This is a genomic window from Rhodococcus sp. 06-1474-1B (assembly GCF_002258885.1).
Taxonomy (GTDB): Bacteria; Actinomycetota; Actinomycetes; order Mycobacteriales; family Mycobacteriaceae; genus Rhodococcoides; species Rhodococcoides fascians.
In genome coordinates, this window is the sequence record NZ_NOYR01000013.1 from 1 (window position 1) to 22,082 (window position 22,082).

The 22,082-nt window shown below is 64.9% G+C and carries 22 protein-coding genes; 9 read left to right on the forward strand and 13 right to left on the reverse strand.

Annotated elements, in window-relative coordinates; all coding sequences use genetic code 11:
- Nucleotides 1–129: 129 nt before the first annotated feature.
- The gene (locus CH266_RS03225; RefSeq protein ID WP_027496245.1) at nt 130–978 is read right to left on the reverse strand and encodes a Bax inhibitor-1/YccA family protein; all 849 of its coding nucleotides are present in this window, start codon (nt 976–978) and stop codon (nt 130–132) included.
- Nucleotides 979–1,175: 197 nt separating this feature from the next.
- Here CH266_RS03225 and CH266_RS03230 point away from each other — a divergent pair, with 197 nt between their 5' ends.
- Nucleotides 1,176–1,601, forward strand: a complete 426-nt coding sequence (locus CH266_RS03230) for a hypothetical protein (protein WP_027496244.1) — start codon at nt 1,176–1,178, stop codon at nt 1,599–1,601.
- A gap of 24 nt (nt 1,602–1,625) precedes the next feature.
- Here CH266_RS03230 and CH266_RS03235 read toward each other — a convergent pair whose 3' ends face one another.
- Complete coding sequence (locus CH266_RS03235) at nt 1,626–2,744, reverse strand: class I SAM-dependent methyltransferase (protein WP_094714704.1); 1,119 nt, start codon at nt 2,742–2,744, stop codon at nt 1,626–1,628.
- Nucleotides 2,745–2,835: 91 nt separating this feature from the next.
- On the opposite strand from CH266_RS03235, the gene CH266_RS25740 reads away from it, so the two are divergent.
- Nucleotides 2,836–2,958, forward strand: coding sequence for a hypothetical protein (locus tag CH266_RS25740; RefSeq protein WP_255032376.1), 123 nt, complete (start codon nt 2,836–2,838; stop codon nt 2,956–2,958).
- A 3-nt stretch (nt 2,959–2,961) separates the two neighbouring features.
- Here CH266_RS25740 and CH266_RS03240 read toward each other — a convergent pair whose 3' ends face one another.
- On the reverse strand, nt 2,962–3,486 hold the full coding sequence (locus CH266_RS03240) for a peroxiredoxin (RefSeq protein WP_027496242.1): 525 nt from the start codon (nt 3,484–3,486) through the stop codon (nt 2,962–2,964).
- Nucleotides 3,487–3,532: 46 nt separating this feature from the next.
- Entirely contained in the window at nt 3,533–4,099 is a 567-nt protein-coding gene (locus tag CH266_RS03245; RefSeq protein WP_032366526.1) for an antibiotic biosynthesis monooxygenase, read from the reverse strand.
- Between the two features lie 172 nt (nt 4,100–4,271).
- Here CH266_RS03245 and CH266_RS03250 point away from each other — a divergent pair, with 172 nt between their 5' ends.
- Both CH266_RS03250 and CH266_RS03255 read left to right on the forward strand, forming a co-directional pair.
- The gene (locus CH266_RS03250) at nt 4,272–4,769 is read left to right on the forward strand and encodes an Lrp/AsnC family transcriptional regulator (RefSeq protein WP_032383525.1); all 498 of its coding nucleotides are present in this window, start codon (nt 4,272–4,274) and stop codon (nt 4,767–4,769) included.
- Nucleotides 4,766–5,908 carry an NAD(P)/FAD-dependent oxidoreductase gene (locus CH266_RS03255; RefSeq protein WP_094714723.1) on the forward strand — a complete coding sequence of 381 codons (1,143 nt, stop codon included), beginning with the start codon at nt 4,766–4,768 and terminating at the stop codon, nt 5,906–5,908. The genes CH266_RS03250 and CH266_RS03255 overlap by 4 nt, the downstream gene beginning before the upstream one ends.
- A 67-nt stretch (nt 5,909–5,975) precedes the next feature.
- On the opposite strand, the gene CH266_RS03260 is transcribed toward CH266_RS03255, so the two are convergent.
- Nucleotides 5,976–6,623 carry a TetR/AcrR family transcriptional regulator gene (locus CH266_RS03260; protein ID WP_051365083.1) on the reverse strand — a complete coding sequence of 216 codons (648 nt, stop codon included), beginning with the start codon at nt 6,621–6,623 and terminating at the stop codon, nt 5,976–5,978.
- Between the two features lie 110 nt (nt 6,624–6,733).
- Between CH266_RS03260 and CH266_RS03265 the strand changes: the two genes are divergently transcribed.
- Entirely contained in the window at nt 6,734–8,203 is a 1,470-nt protein-coding gene (locus tag CH266_RS03265) for an MDR family MFS transporter (RefSeq protein WP_037219199.1), read from the forward strand.
- A gap of 32 nt (nt 8,204–8,235) precedes the next feature.
- Here CH266_RS03265 and CH266_RS03270 read toward each other — a convergent pair whose 3' ends face one another.
- Genes CH266_RS03270 through pdhA form a run of 3 tightly spaced genes read right to left on the reverse strand, consistent with a single transcriptional unit; the run spans nt 8,236 to nt 11,726 of the window.
- Complete coding sequence (locus tag CH266_RS03270; RefSeq protein ID WP_094714705.1) at nt 8,236–9,585, reverse strand: dihydrolipoamide acetyltransferase family protein; 1,350 nt, start codon at nt 9,583–9,585, stop codon at nt 8,236–8,238.
- Between the two features lie 57 nt (nt 9,586–9,642).
- On the reverse strand, nt 9,643–10,647 hold the full coding sequence (locus CH266_RS03275; protein ID WP_094714706.1) for an alpha-ketoacid dehydrogenase subunit beta: 1,005 nt from the start codon (nt 10,645–10,647) through the stop codon (nt 9,643–9,645).
- Nucleotides 10,644–11,726 carry a pyruvate dehydrogenase (acetyl-transferring) E1 component subunit alpha gene (pdhA, locus tag CH266_RS03280; protein ID WP_094714707.1) on the reverse strand — a complete coding sequence of 361 codons (1,083 nt, stop codon included), beginning with the start codon at nt 11,724–11,726 and terminating at the stop codon, nt 10,644–10,646. The genes CH266_RS03275 and pdhA overlap by 4 nt, the downstream gene beginning before the upstream one ends.
- 134 nt (nt 11,727–11,860) lie before the next feature.
- Between pdhA and CH266_RS03285 the strand changes: the two genes are divergently transcribed.
- Entirely contained in the window at nt 11,861–12,340 is a 480-nt protein-coding gene (locus CH266_RS03285; protein ID WP_027496234.1) for an Lrp/AsnC family transcriptional regulator, read from the forward strand.
- A gap of 283 nt (nt 12,341–12,623) precedes the next feature.
- Nucleotides 12,624–13,652 carry a Glu/Leu/Phe/Val family dehydrogenase gene (locus CH266_RS03290; RefSeq protein ID WP_094714724.1) on the forward strand — a complete coding sequence of 343 codons (1,029 nt, stop codon included), beginning with the start codon at nt 12,624–12,626 and terminating at the stop codon, nt 13,650–13,652.
- A 93-nt stretch (nt 13,653–13,745) separates the two neighbouring features.
- Here CH266_RS03290 and CH266_RS03295 read toward each other — a convergent pair whose 3' ends face one another.
- The gene (locus CH266_RS03295) at nt 13,746–15,197 is read right to left on the reverse strand and encodes an NAD-dependent succinate-semialdehyde dehydrogenase (protein WP_094714708.1); all 1,452 of its coding nucleotides are present in this window, start codon (nt 15,195–15,197) and stop codon (nt 13,746–13,748) included.
- A 1-nt stretch (nt 15,198) separates the two neighbouring features.
- Entirely contained in the window at nt 15,199–16,563 is a 1,365-nt protein-coding gene (gene gabT, locus CH266_RS03300) for a 4-aminobutyrate--2-oxoglutarate transaminase (protein WP_032371094.1), read from the reverse strand.
- Between the two features lie 129 nt (nt 16,564–16,692).
- On the opposite strand from gabT, the gene CH266_RS03305 reads away from it, so the two are divergent.
- On the forward strand, nt 16,693–18,189 hold the full coding sequence (locus CH266_RS03305) for a PucR family transcriptional regulator (RefSeq protein ID WP_094714709.1): 1,497 nt from the start codon (nt 16,693–16,695) through the stop codon (nt 18,187–18,189).
- A 28-nt stretch (nt 18,190–18,217) separates the two neighbouring features.
- Nucleotides 18,218–18,928: a YoaK family protein gene (locus CH266_RS03310; protein ID WP_032366254.1), complete on the forward strand. Its 711-nt coding sequence runs from the start codon at nt 18,218–18,220 to the stop codon at nt 18,926–18,928.
- On the opposite strand, the gene CH266_RS03315 is transcribed toward CH266_RS03310, so the two are convergent.
- From CH266_RS03315 to CH266_RS03325, 3 genes are read right to left on the reverse strand one after another with little or no spacing between them, the layout of a single operon-like run.
- On the reverse strand, nt 18,925–20,610 hold the full coding sequence (locus CH266_RS03315) for a flavin monoamine oxidase family protein (RefSeq protein ID WP_094714710.1): 1,686 nt from the start codon (nt 20,608–20,610) through the stop codon (nt 18,925–18,927). The two genes, CH266_RS03310 and CH266_RS03315, sit on opposite strands and share 4 nt — an antisense overlap.
- Complete coding sequence (locus CH266_RS03320; RefSeq protein ID WP_032383519.1) at nt 20,607–21,452, reverse strand: carbon-nitrogen hydrolase family protein; 846 nt, start codon at nt 21,450–21,452, stop codon at nt 20,607–20,609. The genes CH266_RS03315 and CH266_RS03320 overlap by 4 nt, the downstream gene beginning before the upstream one ends.
- A complete protein-coding gene (locus tag CH266_RS03325) occupies nt 21,449–22,081 on the reverse strand; it encodes a helix-turn-helix domain-containing protein (protein WP_032383518.1) in 633 nt (210 codons plus the stop codon). The genes CH266_RS03320 and CH266_RS03325 overlap by 4 nt, the downstream gene beginning before the upstream one ends.
- Nucleotide 22,082 lies beyond the last annotated feature (1 nt).

Sequence of the window (22,082 nt, forward strand, 5' to 3'; positions counted from 1 at the left end):
CACGCAAAACGCTCGGCTGGAAAACTCCAGCCGAGCGTTTACGTGATCTACTGACAGGCATCTGACCATCAGGTGTTGCGAGGACCCCTAGAATCCGCCAATCGGAGGGCGGGGCTTTTTGCGTGAGTACTAGTCGTTCTGGAAGTAGCTCAGCAGACGCAGGATTTCGACGTACAGCCAGACCAACGTGATGGTCAGGCCGAGCGCGACGCCCCAGGCTGCCTTCTCCGGAGCCTGTGCGCGGATCAGCTGATCGGCCTGGTCGAAGTCCAGCAGGAAGCTGAACGCCGCAATGCCGATGCAGACGAGGCTGAAGATGATGGCAATGGGTCCACCGTCACGCAGCCCGAATCCACCGTCCATGAAGAAGCTGGCGACGAGGTTGCCGAGCATGAGCACGACGACACCGATGAGGGCACCGACGATCATGCGAGTCAGACGCGGCGTGACGCGAATAGCGCCGGTCTTGTAGACGATCAGCATGCCGAAGAACACGCCGAACGTGCCGAGGATGGCCTGGCCGATCAGTGCCGATCCGCCGACTCCGCCGAACGAGACGTCGGTGAACATCAGCGACAGCGCGCCGAGGAACACACCTTCCGCCGCGGCGTAGGCAAGCACGATTGCCTTGTTGTCCATCTTGCGACCGAACGTCGCGAACATGACCAAGCCGAAGCCGATGAGGCCGCCGCCGATCACGAAGGGGATGGCCAAGCCCGGATTACCCGAGACCAGGAAGTACGAGATGATCGCCGTGACGCTGAGCACACCGAGGGTGATGCCGGTCTTGGTGACCACGTCGTCGATCGTCATGGCCCGCTGAGCGGGCTGCGTGGTGTACGGGTCGGCCTGTGTTCCGGGATGCTGGCCGAACGTTGCGGCCTGCGAGGCTCCAGCCGTCGCAGATCCGAATGTGGCGTATCCGCCGCCCTGCTGCTTGGGCAGGTTGCGGAACACCGGGTTGCTGGAGGTGCGCACCGTGTCTCTTCCCTTCGTAAGTTCTGATCCCCACCGGGGATCTCCCCGTCGGTCATCAGTAGAACGTTCGACATCCGGACAAAAGTTCCCGTGACGAGAACCTCTACGTCGGACAAAACGGACTCTACCGGGTCGCCCCTCGACAGGCAGCCACGACCGCGTGTGTGACACCGAATCGAAACGGGCACTATGAGGAAATGGCAATCGAAGACGGACCCGACCAGACCTTGGACCAAAGCGAAAGCCTCGACTCCGACGAGGTGCGCAACGACGACGGCGACACCGTGGTCGATCCCCCGGACCACTGGAGCGAAGCCAACAGTTTCGGCACCACCGCCCGTGAAGCAGCCGAGGGCGAGAGCCTCGACCTCAAGCTCAGCGAAGAAGAACCCGACATCGCCGTCGAGGAGGATCTCGACCGCCCGATCACCGAGACCCCGGACGACGAACTGACCGAAGAACTGGTCGACCACGTCATCGAGGAGTCCGACGAGGATCCCGACATCGATTACGCGGAAGGCCAGCGTCAGGCCGAGATCGTCGAAGGGACTCTCGTCGAGGATCGTGGGCGCGACAGGGGCCAGATCGACGGCACCCCGGAAGACGGCGGCCCCGTCACCTGACGCTCTCGCATCTGGTCTTCACCGTTACTCGCTCGGGCGCACCGAGCGAGTGACGGTGAACTTGGTGTTGCGTCCCATCGGATCGGTGGGCCCGACGGCGTCGGCGAGAGCCCGACGATAGTTCAGGTGCGTGTTGAACACCGTCCACAGCTGTCCGCCCGGCCGCAGCACGCGTCCGGCGGCCTCGAACAACTTGCCTGCCCCGCCTGTGTGTACCGCAGCGCCCTCGTGGAACGGCGGGTTGCAGACGATCAGATCGACCGACCGGGACTCGAACGTCGACATCGCGTCGTCGGCCAACACCGAGATCGTGGTCCCGTTCGCTTCGGCGGTGGCAGCGGCCGACGCGATGGCCGCGGCCGATCGGTCCGTCGCGATCACCTGGAGACCGGGCCTGGTTCGAGCCAATTCGGTCGCGAGGATTCCACTGCCGCACCCCAGATCGACGGCGTTGGTTGCGCGAGGTGCCATCTTCGGCACGAACCCCAGTAGAAACCTCGTCCCGATATCGAGGCCCGCCCCGGCGAAGACCGCGCCGTGGGCCACGACCGTCAGGCCGAGGTCGTCGATTCGTTTGTCGACCGGATACGTCATCTCCGACGCCACTGCCCCGGTCGCGGTCAGTACCCGCGCCTTCTGCCGTCCCCGACCCGCCGTGACGGTCTCGAACGACCGCCCGAGGATGTCGTTCATCGCAGGCGTCATGTGTTTGTCTCGGCCGCCGGCCAGGACGACGACGTTCTGGAGAGCATGCGCCGCGATGTGCTCGGCGATCTCGGTGAGCTCGGCCAGACCTCGCGGCAACTGCATCAACACGGTGCCGACGCCGTCGAGCAGTTCCGCACCCAGCCCGTGGTGGGTGTACGTGCCGACCATCGACACACGCGCCGCGTTCAGCTCCAGAGCGCGTACGCCGGTAACAGCGTCCTGGTGCACTCGCACGTCGGTGAACCCCAGGGCCGCCGCACCCAGAGTCAGAGCGCCGTAGCGATCGCCGATCACAGCAATCGGTGCCGTGCGGTCGACCCCCAGTTCGTCGACGGTATCGAGCAGCAGACGATCTGCCGCGTCGACCGCATGCAGATTGGGTGCCTCGGCATCGGGCTCACGCCGCAGAGCTTCGAACAACGTTTCATCGGACACCCGGGCAGTATTCCACCGAACGCGACCGGCCGAGCGCGGTCGTTCCGCGCGGCAAGTGGCTATTGCGACCGATGAGGTGCATGCTCGGGGAATGGAACACAAAGACAAGAACGAGGCGCTCTTCAGCCATCCCGACGACGCATCGACCGATGCCTCGGCCGAAGCGACCAAGCCCGCCGTCTACACGGCCCTTTTCAGCGGTGCCAACGACTGACCCTCACGACAGATACCGCAGGTACTCCAGCGCCTTGGTCGCATGTACGTGACCGCGCTCGCTCTGCACCACCATCCGCACCGTACGGTGCCGATCGATCACGAACGTCGTCCGCTTCACGGACAACAACTGCCGTAGATAACTGCGACGAGCCACGTTCGAGTGGCCGCGCTCGAAATCCCGAAGTCGACGCCTACGGGCGAACCACCCGCCGCGCCGCACTCCGAACTGTTCGGCCACCGCACCGTCGGAATCCGAGAGCAACGGGAAGTCGAACGACCTCTGCAGCGCGAAATGTTGGTTCTTGTCTCGGGTATCGGTGCTGATCCCCACTCGCTGCGCACCGAACCTGCCGAACTCCGCTCCCAGATCCCGAAAATGGCACGCCTCGGCCGTGCAGATCGGACTGTTCGCAGCCGGATAGAAGAACAGGACCACCGGCCCCGACGCCGTGAGCTCGGTGAGCGCACGACGTTCACCGGAATGATCGGGCAGCTCGAAATCCGGGGCGGTCTGTCCGATTCGCATGACGCAGAGGGTACCGCTCGGCTCGCAACGAGCAGGGCCGTGGCCGTCAACCGCGCGGTACGAGCCACTTTCGCAGTCGTGCGGTGACGAACGGCATCACCACGTACACCATCAGCGGAGTGCACATCATCACTACGACCGCAGTCCTCAGGGCCACGTTCAGGTGGGTCAGATGTGGGGTGATCACGAGGTTCACCAACAGGCTGACGGCATAGAACGCAACACCGATGGACACGGCCTGCTTCCACCGCGGCGGCGGACCGCCCACGACGCGCACGGCGTCGGTCAGGTTCGACTGTGGCTCGAACCATCCCTCCACGCCGGAAAGCCGATGTGTCACAACGTCGTCCGCTATCGGTCGGCCACGGCCGAGCCAATCGCGCCTCGCCTCCGAACGCAACCACGCCTCGAGATGGTCGTGCGTCTCGAATCGATACACCACGTGATAGTCACTGGATTCGGCCGAGCTGCGCAGCCAGCCTCCGCCGAGAAAGCCCGGGAAGGTTCGCACCAGGTCGATGCCCCGGTCGGTCCATTCGACGAAGTCCGCCTCGTGTCCCTCGCGAACGCGTCGTGCGACCGAGGTCGTGACGTGCTCGAGCGTGTCGGTCATGGCCATGGGGTCCCCTCCTGCGCTCGTTCGTCGTCGATGCGTTCTACACAGACTGTGTCGAAATGGACCGAGTATCAAATCACGAACCGGATTGCAGACCGATGGCATACTGGAGCTCGCTGTGTGACTATTCGTCCACGAGCTTCCATCGCGATCGGTCTGGAGTGGACGTATGGCACCGAGCGAGACCGAATACGAACTCGACGACGTCGACCGACGGATAGTCACCGAACTGAGCCGAGACGGGCGCATGTCCATGAGGGCCCTCGCCGAGGCCACCCACATTTCCCGCGCACATGCCTACGTTCGCGTCGACCGACTCGTCGACGAAGGTGTGATCGAGGGTTTCACCGCCCGTATCGCGTACGAGAAAGCCGGATTCGGCGCATCTGCGTATGTCGCACTGTCGATTCGGCAAGATTCCTGGCGGACTGTCGCCGACGACCTCAGCACGTTCCCCTTCGTCGAGCACGTCAGCTTGATGGGCGGCGACTTCGACGCCTTGGTCCTCGTGCGCGCTCCGGACAACTCGGCGTTGCGACACCTGGTACTCGACAAGTTGCAAGGGCTGGACGGGATACTCTCGACGCGGACGTGGCTGATCTTCGACGAAGCAGTCGGCCCCGGAGCGCAGTGGTTCACGCCGAAGCCGAACAGGAGACATCCATGAGCGCCACCGAACAGCCCGCCCTCTCGGACGTCGTTGTCATCGGCGGCGGCATCGGCGGTGTCTCACTCGCGTACGAACTCGCCGCCGACCGCCGTGTCACGCTGCTCGAGCGTGAGTCCACGCTGGCGTTCCACACCACCGGTCGATCCGCGGCTCTGTTTCTGGAGACATACGGCAACAGCACGATTCGCGCCTTGACGACCGCCAGCCGAGACTTTCTGGTGAACCCACCCGACTGCTTCCGGTCGGATTTGCTCACTCCGCGTCCACTGTTGCAATTCGCGGCCACGGGACGCGGCGATGCCCTCGAAGCGATGTACACCGACGTCAGTCGCCTCACTCCCGACGCGCAGCTGATCTCCCCCACCGACGCATGCACATTCTTCCCACCGCTACGGCCCGAGCTGATCGATTGCGCTCTGTACGAACCGCATTCGATGGAGGTCGACGTCCATGCTCTGCATCAGGGCTTCGTCGGAGGTCTGCGACAGCGGGGCGGTCGGATCCACACCAAGGCCTCGGTGACCGAACTCGAGCGCCTGAACGGTCTGTGGCACGTACGCACCTCGGACGGGTCGACTCATCGGGCTCCACTGGTCGTGAACGCGGCAGGGGCCTGGGCGGATGTCGTCGGTGCGATGGCGGGGGCCCGCCACATCGGCTTGGTTCCCAAGCGCAGGTCGGTCTTCATGGTCGCCGCACCCGACGATCTCGACACAAAGAATCTGGCGACACTGAGCGACATCGACGAGAAGTTTTACATCAAACCCGAAGGCGCACAACTGTTGTGCTCGCCGGCCGACGAGACGGCGGTCGAACCGAGCGATGCCCGTCCGGACGAGTTGGAGATTGCGCGGGCGTTCGACGACATCGGCGAGGTGACCACCCTGACTGCGCGACACGTTCGTTCGTCCTGGGCCGGACTGCGTAGCTTCGTTCCCGATCGCACCCCGGTGGTCGGGTTCGACCACGAGCTCGAGGGCTTCTTCTGGTGCGCCGGGCAGGGCGGCTACGGAATCCAGACGTGCGCGGCGCTGGCCTTGGTGGGCGCGGCCGTCGTTCGCGGAGAACCGGTTCCGGCAGATGTGGCCGAGCGCGGCCTTCTCGAAGCGGATCTGTCGCCCCGCCGCCTCGGCTAGAGGCGCTGCGCGCCACTTGCGCGGAAACTCGACCTGGGCTACGAAGTTCCACTCACGACGTGAGACCTCAGCCGGCGACGACGCGTCGCAGATCGCGCACTGTCGTCCGGTAGATGTCCAGCAGGTCGGCATCCTGCCCGCCGTCGATCCGTACCGCCCAGTCGTCGAAGGCGATACGCAGGGCCATACCGGCACCTTCGACCAACAGTCGTGCATACGAACGTGATTCGTGGTCACCGAGACGCTCGGTCACCGCATCGGTGACGCGGCACAGTGTCATCGCGTCGGCCGCGAAGGCTGCGGCCCGCAGATGCGCGTCGATACCGATCAGTCGCCGAGTGCGTAGGAGTCGGTCGCGTTCCTCCTCGGGCGCTGTCGACAGTCGCTCGACTGACTGCTCGTACAACGCTTCGATTCCAGGCAGCGTGATGTGCTCGGGCGCGGTAGCGGCGAGCCACTGGTCGAAGTCGACCTCGAAATCAGGGTCGATGCCGAGAACGGACTCCTCCTTCGAGGCGAAGCTGCGAAAGAACGTACTGGGCGACACCCCCGCTCGGCGCGCGATCTCGTCCACCGTGGTCGCGGCGCAGCCCTGCTTCTCGAACAGCTCGAGTGCGGCGCGAGTGATCTCGAGCCGAGTGTCTCGGCGACGTCGCTCTCGCAGGTCCGGCACTCGTTCGCTCATCCTCGTCCATCCGTCGACTGCGGTCGTCATCCGCTGTCAACTTACCAGCAATCGTCAAGTTGACAGTCACTGTCATAATGATTGAAGCTATCTACATACGATTGCACGCTTCGATCCCATACGCGAAAGTTTGTAGACACATGAGTTCACCCGAGACCGACCGCACCCCCGACGAGCAACTCGCGCCGGGCAGCAAGCTACTGATCGGCATATTGGTCATCGCGGCCTTCGTCATGATCCTCAACGAGACGATCATGAGCGTGGCGCTCCCGACCCTGATGGTCGACCTCGAGATCACGGCAACGACGGCCCAGTGGCTCACCACCGGATTCCTACTGACCATGGCGGTGGTCATTCCCGTCACCGGCTACCTGTTCCAACGCTTCACGCTGCGTCAGGTGTTCGTGACAGCGATGACCCTGTTCACCGTCGGCACCCTGCTCGCGGCCTCGGCACCCGGTTTCGAGCTGCTTCTGCTCGGCCGCATCACGCAGGCCAGCGGGACGGCGATCATGCTGCCGCTGCTCATGACCACAGTGCTCACCGTCGTCCCGGCCCACAAGCGCGGCGCGATGATGGGTGTGATCTCCATCGTCATCGCCGTCGCACCTGCCGTCGGCCCCACCATCTCCGGAGTCATTCTCGACTCGCTGAATTGGCGTTGGATGTTCTGGCTGGTGCTTCCCATCGCGCTCGTCGCGTTCGGCATCGGAACCACACTGGTGAAGAACGTGACCGAGACGGGACAGCCTTCGTTCGATCCCACGTCGGTCGTGTTGTCCGCCTTGGCGTTCGGCGGCATCGTCTACGGCCTGAGCAGCCTCGGCCATTCTGCCGAGGAGTCCGTCGTACCGGTCTGGTTGCCGTTGGTGGTGGGAGTGATCGCACTCGTCGTCTTCGTGCTGCGGCAGATCGCCCGCCAGGAACGCGGCGGCGCGCTGCTGGACATGCGTCCGTTCCGCACCCCCACCTTCAGCATCGGACTCGGCATGATCGCGATCTCGATGATGGCCCTGTTCGGTGCTCTGATCCTCCTGCCGATGTATCTGCAGAACGTGCGCGGACTCGACACCCTCGCAACCGGCCTGATGCTCCTGCCCGGCGGATTGCTGATGGGTCTGCTCGCCCCCTTCGTCGGCCGCATCTTCGACCGAATCGGGCCGCGCCCGTTGGTCATTCCCGGAGCCATGGTGGTGAGCGCCGCGTTGTGGTCGATGACGGTGCTGGACGCACAGTCGGCACTACCGCTGGTCGTCGGTATCCACATGCTGCTCTCGGCGGGGCTCGCGCTCATCATGACTCCGCTGATGACCTCCTCGCTCGGATCCCTTCCCACCCGCCTGTACTCGCACGGCAGCGCAATCTTCAACACCGTGCAGCAGCTGGCCGGAGCCGCTGGAACCGCGTTGTTCGTCACCGTCATGTCGAACACCGCAGCAGCCCGAATCTCCGACGGGGCAACGCAGGTGGGTGGTTCCGAGGCAGGCATCCACACCGCATTCCTGTGCGGTGGGGCGGTGTCACTGGTCGCGGTGGCTGCGTCGTTCTTCATCCGAGCACAGGCAAGCAGTGATCGAGACGAGGCCGTGTCGGCGCAACCGGTGCACTGAACCCCGGCGGCATTCACACCGCGCCGTCGCGGTCAGCCGAGCGCGATCAGATCGATCGGGTGAGTCAGCAGACGACCGACGAGGGCGAGGAATTCCGACCCCTGTTGGCCGTCGACCAGTCGATGATCGAACGAGAGCGACAGTGTCGTCACCGACCGTAAAGCGATCTCGCCGTTGTGTTCCCACGGCGTTCGACGGATGGACCCGAAGCACAGGATGGCAGCCTCGCCCGGGTTGAGGATCGGCGTGCCTGCGTCGACTCCGAACACCCCCACGTTGGTGATGGTGATGGTGCCGTCGGCCAGATCGGCCGGACTGCTCTTGCCCTCCTTCGCGATACGCGTCAGGTCGGCCAGGGCACGCGCGATGTCCACCAGAGAGAGTTCGTGAGCGTTCTTGATGTTGGGAACCATCAATCCGCGGGGTGTCGCCGCCGCGATGCCGAGGTTGACGTAGTACTTGGTCACGATCTCCTGCGCAGCCTCGTCCCAGCTCGAGTTCAGCGACGGATTCGATTTCAGCGCGACGAGAACGGCTTTGGACACCAGAGCCAACGGCGTCAGACGCACGTCCCGGAAATGTGTGGAGGACCGCAGCGACTCGAGGAGTTCGAGCGTCTCGGTCACGTCGACGGTCACGAATTCGGTGACGTGAGGTGCAGTGAACGCACTTCGCACCATGGCCTCGGCGGTGTGCTTGCGTACACCCTTGATCGGAGTGCGCTCCTCCCGACCGGTCCGCCCGGATACCGACTGCTGCGCCTCGGTCTCGAGCTGCACTTCGGTGTCACTCTGCGCATCGGTATCAGTCTGCCCAGCCGTCCCGCCCTGCAGGTACGACTCCACGTCCTGACGGGTGACGTCGCCGTGGCGTCCACTCGCGGGCAGCTCGTTCAATTCGATGCCGTTGTCCTTGGCCATCTTTCGTACCGGTGGGGCCGCAAGCGGCTTTCCATTCTGCTCGTTCGGCGCGGACGCCGCGGGTGGGTCGACGCGGCCACCGCGTCGGCTCGAGCCTTCCTTCGCGACGCCGTAACCCACGAGCACCGGGACGCGCTCGTCCTCGTCCTCCCCGGACGACGTGGTCTGAATCGGGGAAACGGACTGCTGTGGATCGGAAACAACCGGTTCGTCCTCACCGCCGACTCTGATGTCGATGATCGGCACTCCCACCTCCACCGTGTCGCCCTCGGAAACATGCAGGGCAGCAACCACACCGGCGAACGGGGAAGGCAACTCGACCGCCGCCTTGGCCGTCTCGACCTCGGCGATGTTCTGGTTGAGTTCGATGGTGTCACCGACCGCGACGAGCCAGGTCAACAGGTCGGCCTCGGTGAGGCCCTCCCCCAGGTCGGGCAGCGGAAAACTCTTGATGGTGGACATCGTCGAATCCTGTTCGGTCGGTATCGGCGGAGGATGTGATCGGGGGGGAACGGCAGCTCAGTGGGAACGGCAGCGGTCCACTGCGTCGAGGATCCGGTCGACGTCGGGAAGATAGAACTTCTCGAGCTTCGACGCCGGGTACGGCGTTCCGAATCCACCGACCCGTAGCACCGGAGCTTCGAGGTTGTAGAAACACCGCTCGGAGATGCGAGCGGCTATCTCCGAGCCGAGGCCCATGAAGACCGGTGCCTCGTGTGTGACGACGAGCCGCCCGGTCTTGCGCACCGACGCTTCGACGGTCTCGAAGTCGATCGGCGAGAGCGACCGCAGATCGATGACCTCGATCGAGATACCCTCGTGTGCCGCAACTTCGGCTGCCTTACGGGCAGTGGAGACCAACGGTCCGTAGGCCACCAGTGTGATGTCGGTGCCCTCGGTGACCACCCGCGCCCGGTGCAGCGGTAAGGCGGTGTCGAGATCGTCGACACCGAGGTCGATCGGACTCTTCTCCCAGTATCGACGTTTGGGTTCGAAGAACAGCACGGGATCGTCGCTGGCAATGGCCTGCTGGATCATCGAGTAGCCATCGGCGGCGTTGCTGCAGGTCACCACGCGCAGTCCGGCGGTCTGGGCGAAGTAACCCTCCGGTGATTCCGAATGATGTTCCACTGCACCGATTCCGCCGCCGTAGGGCACTCGGATGGTCATCGGGATCTTGACATTTCCGCTCGTGCGGTAGTGCAGTTTCGCCACCTGCGACACGATCTGATCGAACGCCGGGTAGATGAAGCCGTCGAACTGGATCTCGCACACGGGACGGAATCCGCGCATCGCCAGGCCCACAGCGGTACCGATGATGCCCGATTCGGCCAGCGGCATGTCCAGTACTCGGCCGGGTCCGAAGTCCTTCTGCAGGCCGTCGGTGATGCGGAAGACGCCACCGAGCTTGCCGATGTCCTCGCCCATCAGCAACACCTTGGGGTCGTTCTCCATAGCGCGACGCAGGCCGGCATTGATGGCTTTGCCGAGCGGCAGGCTGGTGGGCCGTTCCAGGGTGGTCATGACGTGACTCCTTCGAATCCAGCTTGGTAGGAGGCGAATTGGGCCCGCTCGTCGTCGAGCAGAGAGTGTGGGTCGGCGTAGACGTTGTCGAACACCGTCATCGCCGCGGGTTCGACGGTCTCGAGGCATCCGCGTCGCAGATCGGCAGCGACGTCGTCCGCCGTCCGCTGGACCAAGGCCACGAACTCGTCGTCGAACACGCCGATTCGTCTGAGCAGCTTCTCGATTCGGTCGATCGGATCCTTGGCACGCCACTCGTCGTCCATGGCCCCGGATCGATACCTCGTCGGATCGTCGGACGTGGTGTGCGGCCCCATGCGGTAGGTGACGGCTTCGATGAGTGTGGGGCCGCTGCCCTCACGGGCGCGAGCGAGCGCTGCTCTGGTCACGGCCAGCACCGCGAGGACATCGTTTCCGTCGACCCGTACCGATGGGATGCCGAATCCCTCACCGCGTGCCGCGATCGTGGACTTGGTCTGCACGGTGACCGGTTCGGAGATCGCCCACTGGTTGTTCTGGCAGAAGAACACCACCGGTGCATGGAAACTGGCCGCGAACCCGAGAGCCTCCGAGATATCGCCCTGGCTGGTCGCTCCGTCTCCGAAGTAGGTGATGGCCGCGCCGTCGGCACCCTCGAGCTGCATGCCAATCGCGTATCCGGTCGCGTGCAGGCCCTGCGAACCGACGATGATCGCCGGCGTCGTCATTCGATATTCGTACGGGTCCCATCCCGACAGGGTCGATCCCCGCCAGAAACGGAGCATCCGAGTGGGATCGACTCCGCGGCAGTAAGCCACCCCGTGCTCGCGGTAGCTGGCGAACACGAAGTCCTCGGAGTCGAGTGCGCGGGCCGAGCCGACCTGCGCCGCTTCCTGTCCGAGCAACGGAGCCCACAGCCCCAACTCGCCTTGCCGCTGCAGCGCGGTGGCCTCGGCGTCGATGCGTCGGACGACCACGAGATCGCGATAGATCTCCTTCATCGCAGCCGTGTCGATGTCCGCGACCAGAGGTGAATACGTCTCGTTGCGGACCACCGTTCCGGATTCCTTGATCAGCTGTATCAGCGAGGTGGTGTTCATGTCCGTGGCACTCTCCGTCGTGATGTGATGTCCTTCACAAGGACACCACCGACGCCCAGCGTGCACAAGTGATGACTTCAGAATTACGCAGTGTGCACAATATCGGGTAACGACCGAGCTACAGGAAGTGCGCAATGACCGATCTCGACAAGACCGACGCCCGACTCCTCCTCGCCCTCTGCGCCAAGCCTCGAGCCACCGGCGTCGAACTCGCCACCACGTTGGGCCTGTCCCGCAACACCGTCCAGGCACGCCTCGGGCGGTGGGACGACAAGGGGTCTCTGACCCCCATCGATCACCGTATTCCGCCGAAGTCGCTGGGACGTCCGTTGCAGGCCTTCGTGACCGCTCAGGTCAATCAGCACACGTTGGCAGCGGTCACCGAGCACCTCCGCACGATCCCCGAAGTACTCGAGGTGTTCGGTCTGTCCGGTGCCGCGGACATGCACATCCGCATTGCGGCGGTCGACGCCGACGACCTGTACCGCATAGCCGGCCTGATCCTCGACATTCCTGGCGTCGAGCGGACGAACATGTCGATTGCCATGTCCGAGCTGATTCAGTACCGAACCAAGCCGTTGCTCGAACAGCTCGCCGACGACGGCCGCCGCTGAGCACCCCGACCATCCCCGCCGGGCCGATACCGACCGCATCACGCAATCTGCACGGTCCGAGCGATGCCGGTTGACCGGTCTGCGTCGTGCACGACACCCTGTGACGGACAAGACATCCGGGTAGCCGCTGCATCTGCTCCCATCCCCTGACCGAAAGAGACCGACTGTGTCCGTCGTTGCCGACCACTCTGCCGTCACACCCACTCGACATCGCTCTTCTGTTGCCCAGACCGCGAATTCGGCTTCGGCACCGGCCGCACCCGGTGTCTTCGACCGGCCCGACATGCCATCCGACTCCGCGCACGAGCGCGTGGTGTTCTGCCACGATCGAGACACCGGTCTGCGCGCGATCGTCGCGATTCACTCGACCGTGCTGGGACCGGCACTCGGCGGAACTCGCTTCTACCCCTACGCAACCGAGCAGGACGCCGTGACCGACGTATTGAGACTCTCCCGCGGGATGACTTACAAGGCGGCTGTCGCAGGGGTCGATCTGGGCGGCGGGAAGGCAGTCATCATCGGCGACCCGACCGTCATCAAGACCCCGACATTGCTCGAGGCCTACGGCCGGTTCGTCGAATCGCTCGGCGGCACGTACGTCACGGCAGGCGACGTCGGCACCAACAGCGACGACCTCGATATCGTCGCCGAAGAAACGGCCTACGTCGTCGGTAAGAACACCACCGCGGGCGGCACCGGCGACAGCGGTCCACAGACGGCCCTGGGGGTCTATCTCTCCCTGCTGGCAGCAGCCGAATCGACCTGGGGCTCCGACGATCTGACCGGCAGACGAGTAGGTGTCGAAGGCGCAGGCAAAGTGGGTTACAACCTGGTGGCGCTCCTGCGCGGAGCGGGTGCCGACGTGCTCGTGAGCGACTCCTACGAACCCGCCCTCGAACGGATCGCCCAGGACTTCCCCGGCGTCACGATCGGAACCGACATCATCGGAGCCGACATCGACGTGTACGCCCCGTGCGCCATGGGAGCAACGCTCGACGCGTCCTCGGTGGACCGGCTGTCGGCGTCCATCGTGTGCGGTGCCGCGAACAATCAACTGCTCACGCCCGACGTCGAATCGCTGCTGGCCGCCCGGGGCATCGTCTGGGTACCGGACTACGTGGCCAACGCCGGCGGCTTGATTCAGGTGGAAGGTGAACTGCGCGGACGAAATTCGGCCGAGGTGATGGCAACGATCGGACAGATCCGTACTACCGTCGCCGGCATATTCACCATGGCACGCAGCGAAGGGATCCTGCTCGGAGCAGCCGCGGACCGACTGGCCGAGAAGCGAATTGCGGCCGCCCGAGAATAGGGACCGCACGCCCGGTGCGCTCCACCCGGCAGCGCATGTACCGCGCTGGGCTCAGGAGTGGAGCGCACCGCTGCGATCTACTGCGGCGCCCGTCTACTGCAGCGCAATGTACTTGGTCTCGAGGTATTCCTCGATCCCTTCCGAGCCGCCCTCTCGTCCGAAGCCCGACTCCTTCACACCGCCGAAGGGGGCCGCGGCGTCGGAGATGGCACCCCGGTTGACCCCCACCATGCCGGTGTCGAGAGCAGCCGAGACCCGCAGAGCCCGATCGAGGCTCTCGGTGTAGAAATAGGCCACCAATCCGTATCGGGTGTCGTTGGCCGCGGCGACGGCCTCGTCCTCGGTCTCGAATCCGACGATGGCGGCAACCGGCCCGAAGATCTCGTCGCGCAAAAGGTTTGCGTCGGCCGGGATGCGGTCGAGCACAGTGGGCGTGAAGAAGAACCCGGGACCGTCGGGCACCGATCCGCCGGTGCGGATGCGGGCACCCTTGGCAACGGCGTCGTCGACGAGTGCCGACACCGTCCGTCGCTGCTTGTCGTTGATGAGTGGTCCGATGTCGGTACCGTCGCGATCACCGGGGCCGACCGTCAGTGCTGCGATTCTTGCGGTCAGCTTCTCGGTGAATTCCTCGCGAACGGGCTCGGCCACGTACAGACGGTTTGCTGCAGTGCACGCCTCACCGCCGTTGCGCATCTTGGCCAGCATCGCTCCGTCGACGGCGGCATCGATGTTCGCGTCTTCGAAGACGATGAACGGCGCATTGCCACCGAGCTCCATCGATGTCCGGAGCAGTCGGTCGGCTGCATTGCGCACCAGCAGCTTTCCCACTCCGGTCGATCCGGTGAAGGTGACCTTCCTCAGTCTGGGGTCGTCCATCAGCGGACCGGTGACGGATGCAGCGTCCGAGGCCGGGAGCACCGACAGCACACCGCTGGGCAATCCGGCGTCGGCGAACACCTGGCCGAGCAGGAGCATCGTCAGTGGGGTGTCCTCGGCCGGCTTGACGATGACGGTGCAACCCGCTGCGAGCGCGGGACCGATCTTGCGAGTTCCCATGGCCAGGGGGAAGTTCCACGGAGTGATCGCGAGTACCGGGCCGACCGGCATCTTGGTGACAAGGATGCGGCCGTTACCGGCGGGCGCAGGGGTGTACCGGCCGCCGATCCGAACCGCTTCCTCGCTGAACCAGCGCAGGAATTCACCGCCGTAGTTGACTTCACCGCGACTCTCCGCCAACGACTTTCCCATTTCCAGGGTCATCAGCAGAGCGAAATCGGCTGCACGTTCCTGCAACAGGACGAAGGCGCGCCGCAGAATTTCGGCTCGCTCCCGTGCAGGCGTTGCCGCCCACTCCGGTTGCGCCGCGGCAGCGAGATCGAGGGCCACGATGCCGTCGGCTGCGCCTGCGTCGGCGACGGTGGTCAGTTCCTCACCGGTGGCGGGATTCAGGACGGCGAATCGCGCGCCCGACTGCGCGGGGGTCTGCTTTCCACCGAGCCACAGGTCGGTGGGCAGCGAGGACAACAGCTGCTCGACGGCCATGTCAGAGTCCCTTCGAAGCGTCGCGCAGTGCGTTCTCGAGGACCGTGAGTGCGTCGTCGAGCAACTCGTCGGAGATCACCAGCGGCGGAAGCAAGCGGATGACGTTGCCGTAGGTTCCGCACGTCAACACGATCACGCCTGCCGCGAGTGCCGCCGCGGCAACGGCTTTGGTGGCCTCGGGGTTCGGCTCACGCCCACCCGGTACGACGAGCTCGACGGCGAGCATGGCCCCACGGCCTCGAACCTCACCCATGATTCCCACCTCCGGCATCAACGCCGTGAGCCGATCGACGACGATGCGTTCGATGTCGCGAGCGCGGGCGTTGAGGTCGAGGGTCTCCATCTGTTCGATCGATGCCAGCGCAGCGGCGCATGCGACGGGATTGCCTCCGTAGGTGCCGCCGAGCCCACCGGGATGCACGGCGTCGATCAGATCTGCCCGGCCCGTCACCGCGGCGAGCGGCATACCGCCCGCGATGCCCTTGGCCATGGTGATCAGGTCCGGCACGATGCCCTCGTGCTCGCTGGCGAACCAGGCACCGGTGCGGGTGAATCCGGACTGCACCTCGTCGGCGATGAACACGACATCGTGCTTGCGCGCCCACTCGGTCAGCGCAGGCAGGAAGCCGTCCGCCGGCACGACGAAGCCGCCCTCACCCTGGATCGGCTCGATCAGGATGGCCGCGAGATTGTCTGCGCCGACCTGCTTTTCGATCATGGAGATCGCACGGGCGGCGGCCTGTGCACCGGTGACGGCCGATCCGTCGGCACCGAGTCCTTCACGGAACGGGTACGACATCGGAACTCGATAGACCTCGGGAGCGAACGGCCCGAATCCACTCTTGTACGGCATCGACTTCGATGTCAGAGCCATCGTCAGGTTCGTGCGGCCGTGATACGCGTGGTCGAACACGACCACGGCCGAGCGGCCGGTGGCGTGCCGGGCGATCTTGACTGCGTTCTCGACGGCCTCGGCACCACTGTTGAACAGGACGGTGCGCTTGTCGTGATCTCCCGGCGTGAGTTCGGCCAACTTCTCGGCGACCGCGATGTATCCCTCGTAGGGCGCGATCATGAAGCAGGTGTGCGTGAAGTGAGCGACCTGATCCTGCACGGCGGCAACGACAGCCGGATTCGACGCACCGACGGTCGTCACGGCGATACCGGCACCGAGGTCGATCAACGAATTGCCGTCGACGTCGACCACGACGCCGCCGTCCGCGTCGGCCACGTACACCGGCAGCGTCGATGCGACGCCTGCACCGACGACGGCCTTGCGGCGCTCGGCCAGAGCCGACGATTTCGGGCCGGGGAACGCGGTGACGATCCTGCGCTCCTGCGGAAGTCGGTATTCGATCGAAGCCATGGTCGCACCTTTCGGGTTGGTCTCTGTGCAGCAAGTATGCGACCGCGAGGGTCGACCGGAGACTGCCGATACGTACATTCAGGTGCAGAAGCACACGCCATTTCGTCAGGCACGATTACAGTGCGACAGGTGAGTGTGCAGATTTCCTGGTTGTTGAGACAACACGACCTCCGGCTGAGTCATCGCGGCGGGCCCGAACGCAGCGGTGCCGCCATCACCTTCGCGCAGGCGACCGAGCTCACAGATCCGAGTCCGTGGTTGTCCGGCGGCGAGCTGATCCTCACGACAGGTCTCGGCTTCGACTCCGGCGGCCCCGCACTCGCGCAGTACGTCCGCACCCTCCGAACGGCAGGGGTTGCCTGCCTCGGATTCGGAACCGGTCTCTCGCACAGCGTGATTCCACGAGAACTTCTCGACGCGGCAGACGAGGTCGGGCTACCCGTCGTCGAGGTTCCCTACGACACTCCTTTCGCCGCGGTCATTCGGGCGGTCACCACGCGCATCGCCGAGCAGGAGTACGAGGAAGTCCTGCGGGCGGCGTCGGTGCAGAGCCGCATCACCCGCGCCGCACTGCACGGCGGCGTCGACGCGATCGTGCGCGAATTGGCGGTCGCCACGTCCACCTCCGTCGCGCTCATCGGACATCGCACCGAGTCGTTTCATCCGGTCGACGCGGCGGATCTGATCGCGCAGGCCCGCGAGATCGCCGCCAGTATCCGTCCGTCGTCGTCACCCGCGACGGTGTCGGTGAGCGAGCCCGGCCGCACCGTGAGCCTGCACTCGGTACCGATCACCGCCAGTGCGCCGAGCTTTCTCGCGATTCGCACAAAGGGGCCCGTGACGGGAGTCGAGCAGATATTGCTCGGGCATGCGGTGTCGCTGATAACCCTCGAACTGGAAAAGCCTGCGCGGCTGCGCGCCGAGCAGACGGCCCTCAACTCGCGCGCGCTCGGACTTCTCCTCGACGGGCATCTCCTGTCCCCCGGTGACACGCACGTACCGAGCTATCTCGCCGATGCGGCCGACGACGACTCACGCATCACCGTGGTGGTTCTCCGCGGCGCGACGGGGCGGACGGGTTCCATCGCCGATGCCGTCGATGCTCAGTTCCGCGCCCACGCACGGCCGACGTTCGTCAGGTCCACCGACGACGGCGCCGAGATGCTGCTACCCGGCGGCGACGCGAATTTCGTTGCGCAGCTGATGAATTCTCTTCCCCGTTCGGTGTGTGCGGGGGTCGGCACCGACATGCACATCACCGAGGCCCCCACCGCGCTGAGACAAGCGCGGCTCGCGTGCGCGGCGGCCGGTCCCGGTGATCGGGTCGTCCACTTCACCGGGTCGATGCTGCTGGCGTCGGAACCGGTTCGGGAATCGTTGCGTGCCATGGCTGCCGTCACCATCGCCGTACTGGCCGAGTACGACCGCACTCACACCGCGGATCTGGTGGGTTCGCTTCGAGCGTTCCTGGAAGCCAACGGGCACTGGGAAACCGCCGCTGCCCACCTGTCGGTGCATCGTCACACCTTGCGCAACCGCATCACACGATGCGAGGAATTGCTGGGGGTGGATCTCACGTCGGCGCGGGTGCGTGCGGAATTGTTGCTCTCCCTTCTGGCGGCATGAGAGCACCCCTCTGTGTCAGGATTTCGCGATGACCACCCCTCGTCCTGAACCCCAGATTTCCGTCGCCACCGCGAAGTCGGTTCGGCTCGGAGTGCTGCTGGCGGCAGTGGGCGGATTTCTGGATGCGTACACCTACGTCACTCGCGGCGGTGTGTTCGCCGGTGCCCAGACCGGCAACGTGGTGCTGCTCGGCGTGGACGTGGCGGGCGGGCGTTGGGTGGAGGCGCTGGTGTTCCTGCCGCCGTTGACGGCGTTCGTTCTGGGTGTCATGACGGCGGAGTTCATCGCGTTGCCTGCGATCGAGAGGATCGTGCGCAGGCCGGTGCGGGCTGTGCTCTGCTACGAGATCCTGGTTCTGGTGATCGTCGGGTTTCTGCCGGCAACGGTTCCCGATGCGGTGGTGTCGGTCATCCTCGCGCATGTCGCGGGCGTGCAGGTGACGACCTTTCGGGTGTTGGTGGATTCGCCGTTCAACACGACGATGACGACCGGCAACCTCCGCACCATGGCCATGGCGGCGTTTCATCGTGTGGTCGAGCACGATCGGGAGGCGGGGATCAGGGCTCGGCGGTTCGGCACGGTCATCGCCGGATTTCTCGGCGGCGCTGTACTCGGCGCGGTGTCGGTGGAGCTGTTCGCTCTGCGCGCGATCTGGGTGGTGGCCGTCATGCTGATCGTTGCGCTGGCACTGTTCGTGTTCGACGAGCGCCCACCTCGATCGGCTGCAGCGAAGCGTTAGTCGCCCAGTCGAAGCGGCGCGATGGTGTCGAAGACGTCCCCCGGGCCCGGGTTGTCCGGTGCCGAGGTGCCACCCAGGTGATGTACGACGCCCCACACCGCGTTCAGTGCTGTGTGAATCGCGCCCTCCGCCCAACCGGCGGTCCACGAGATGTCGTCGCCGGCAAGGAAGATGCCGCGGTGTCGGGGTTCGAGTTCGTCCTGCACGAAGTGGGTGAACAGTCTTTCCTGATAGCGGTAGTGCCCCGGCAGGTTGGCCTTGAACGCACCCATGAAGTCGCGCTCGGTCTCCCAGGACAGCGTCACCGGAGTCGAGATGATGTGGCTGCGAAAGTCGACGCCCGGGTAGATCTCCTCGAGGGATCGCAACATGATGTTCATGCGTTCGGTGGGATCGAGAGCCAGCAGTTTGAGCGAGTCGTCGGACCAGGTGTAGGACAGGCAGATCAGCCCCGGCTTTCCTTCGCCCTGATCGAGAAGGTATGTGCCGCGGCTCATTCGGTCGGTCAGCGTCATGCTGACCAGGTCACGCCCGGTCACCGGGTCCTTGTCTTTCCAGAACGGCCGATCGACGAGTGCGAACACCTTCGTCGACCCCATGTAGTGGGTACGTTCGATGGCGGTCCAGTGGTCGATCGGGAACAGATCGTCGTCGCACCTGATGTTGCTGAGCAACATCCAACTCTGCGCGGTCACGACCGCGGCCGCGTACGTACGGATGTTTCCTCGGTCGTCGTGGATCGTGGTGCCGCCCCCGGTGCGCCTGATCTCGGTGACGCGCGGCATCGTGGTGCCGCCGTTCACCGAGGAGACCGACGTACCCGCCGGCCAGTGCGCCAGGTCCGCGGGTGTGTCGGTCCACAACCGCATCGGCAGCTGCTGTGACCCGCCGACTATGCCGCGGTGGTGATCGTCGGCTGCGGTGATGACGACACGAAGGATTTCGAGAATGGAGTTGGGATAGTCGGTGTCCCAACCTCCTGTTCCGAAACCGACCTGGCCGAACAACTCTCGCATGCGAAACGACGAGAAATGCTCGGACGCAGCAAGAAATCCGTAGAAGGTCTGATCGTCGAATTTCACGATCAGTTCGTTCCAGATGCGCTTGATCTCGGCCGCGTCCCGCCGGCGGATGGCCCGCTGCAACGGAATCAGTTCGGCGTGCTCCTCGAGCGTTCTGTTCCATGCCTCGGCGACCTCGGCGAAGATCGGCGGGAGATCCTCGAGCTTGCGGGCGTAGTGGCTGGTGCCCTTCAGATCGATCACCGTACTGGGGGTCGCCTCGGCCAACGGGTTCGGGAACGGCGTCGTCTCTAGCCCGACGGAGTCGAGGTAGTGGAACAACGCGGTCGAGGACGGCGGAAACCGCATCGCGCCCATCTCGGCGACCACACCCGGATGCCCCTCGAACGGCACCGATCGCATGCGGCCGCCGATTCGATCCGATTCGTAGACAACCGGTTCCAGGCCGAGCCGAAGCAACTCGCGGGCCACGACCATTCCTGCGAGTCCGCCGCCGACCACCGCGACTCGGGTACCGAGTGCGGCGTCGGGAACGCTACCCAGGCCGGCCGGGTGGGCGAGGTAGTCGTCGTAGGCGAACGGAAAGTCCGGCCCGAACATGGTGAGCGGTTGTTCGTCCTCGGGCTCTATCGCGCTGTCCGGGGTGACGGGTGTGGTCATCTGTCGTTCTCCTGCTCGGCTCGTACCGGGCCTGCGGTCCCTGCGGGACGAGGTGCCGTCCGATACAGATCCGGACGTCGGTCGGAAAGGTGGGTGTTGATCGCTCGGGACCTGTCGAGGTCGGCGGGGTCCAAGTGCACCGTCAACAGTTGCTCGTGCACACCGGCTCTGGCGATGTCGGTGCCATCGGGAGCAACGGCGCACGTCAGGCCGCAATAGGTCAGAGTCGACTCGGTGCCGCAGCGGTTGACGTAGGTGACGAACACCTGACTCTCGTAGGCCCTCGTGGGAACCACGTGGCTTGCGATGATCTCGAACGGCGACATCAGACCGGTCGGGACGATCAACCATTGCGTACCCGCGTCGGCGTGCGCGCGGACGGTCTCCGGAAATTCGACGTCGTAACAGGTGAGCAGACCGCAGCGCAGATCTCCGAAGTCGAACTGCACCACCAACTCCTGGCCTGGGGTGAAGTGGGCACGATCGAGCTCACCGAACAGGTGCGTCTTGCGGTACCGCGCCAGTGACGTACCGGTCGCGTCGACGACCTGAACGGCGTTGTACACCGACTCGCCGCTGCGTTCTGGATATCCGTACACGATCGCGACGCCGTGAGCACGGGCGATCTGTGCGACCCTCCCGAAGATCGGCCCGTCGAACGGTTCGGCACGGTCGACGACGAGTTCACCGATGTCGTAACCGCTGACCGACATCTCCGGAGTGACCAGGATCGATGCACCTGCCGCCGCGGCAGCCGCAGCCGCAGCATCGAGTGCCGTCAGGTTGGCCTCGACATCGCCGGAGTCCTCCGGCCCCTGATAGAGCGAGACGGTGTTCGTCACCGATGCATCCCCGGCTTTCCGATCGGTAGTTCTTCGGGCAGTGCCGGTGCCAGTACCCACAACACTCGCGCCCCACTGCTGCTGTCGCTGCGGAAACTGTGCCGACGGCGCGGCGAGAACGTGAAGGCGTCCCCCGCGCCGAGAGAGATGTCGTCCCCGCCGAAGTCCGCGCCGGGATCGGCGTCGAAGATCACCCGTAGCTCGCCGTCGATCACGTACACGAAGCTCACGTCGAGCGGCAGCGTGTACGCCTCGGACCCACTTCCGCCGCCGTGTTCTATATGCCCCAACAACACCTGGACGCGACGCTCCCCTACCGGCGTCAGCAGATATTCGGTCATCCGTTCTCCGCCGAACATGATGCGCGGCAACGACTGTGCGCGTACCACTTCGCCGACGGGTGCGTCGTCGAACAGCGAGCCGACCGGTACGTCGAGCGCGGCGCACACTCTAACCAGGGATGCGACCGATGCGTTCACCTGATCGCGCTCGAGCTTGGACAGATACCCCTTGGTGACCCCGCAGGTGTAGGCGAGCGCGTCGAGCGTCAGCCGCTTCTTCAGGCGCGCCTCCTTCAGGCGCGCACCGATCCGTGGCGCATCGACGTCGACCTGTGCGGCTGAAGACACC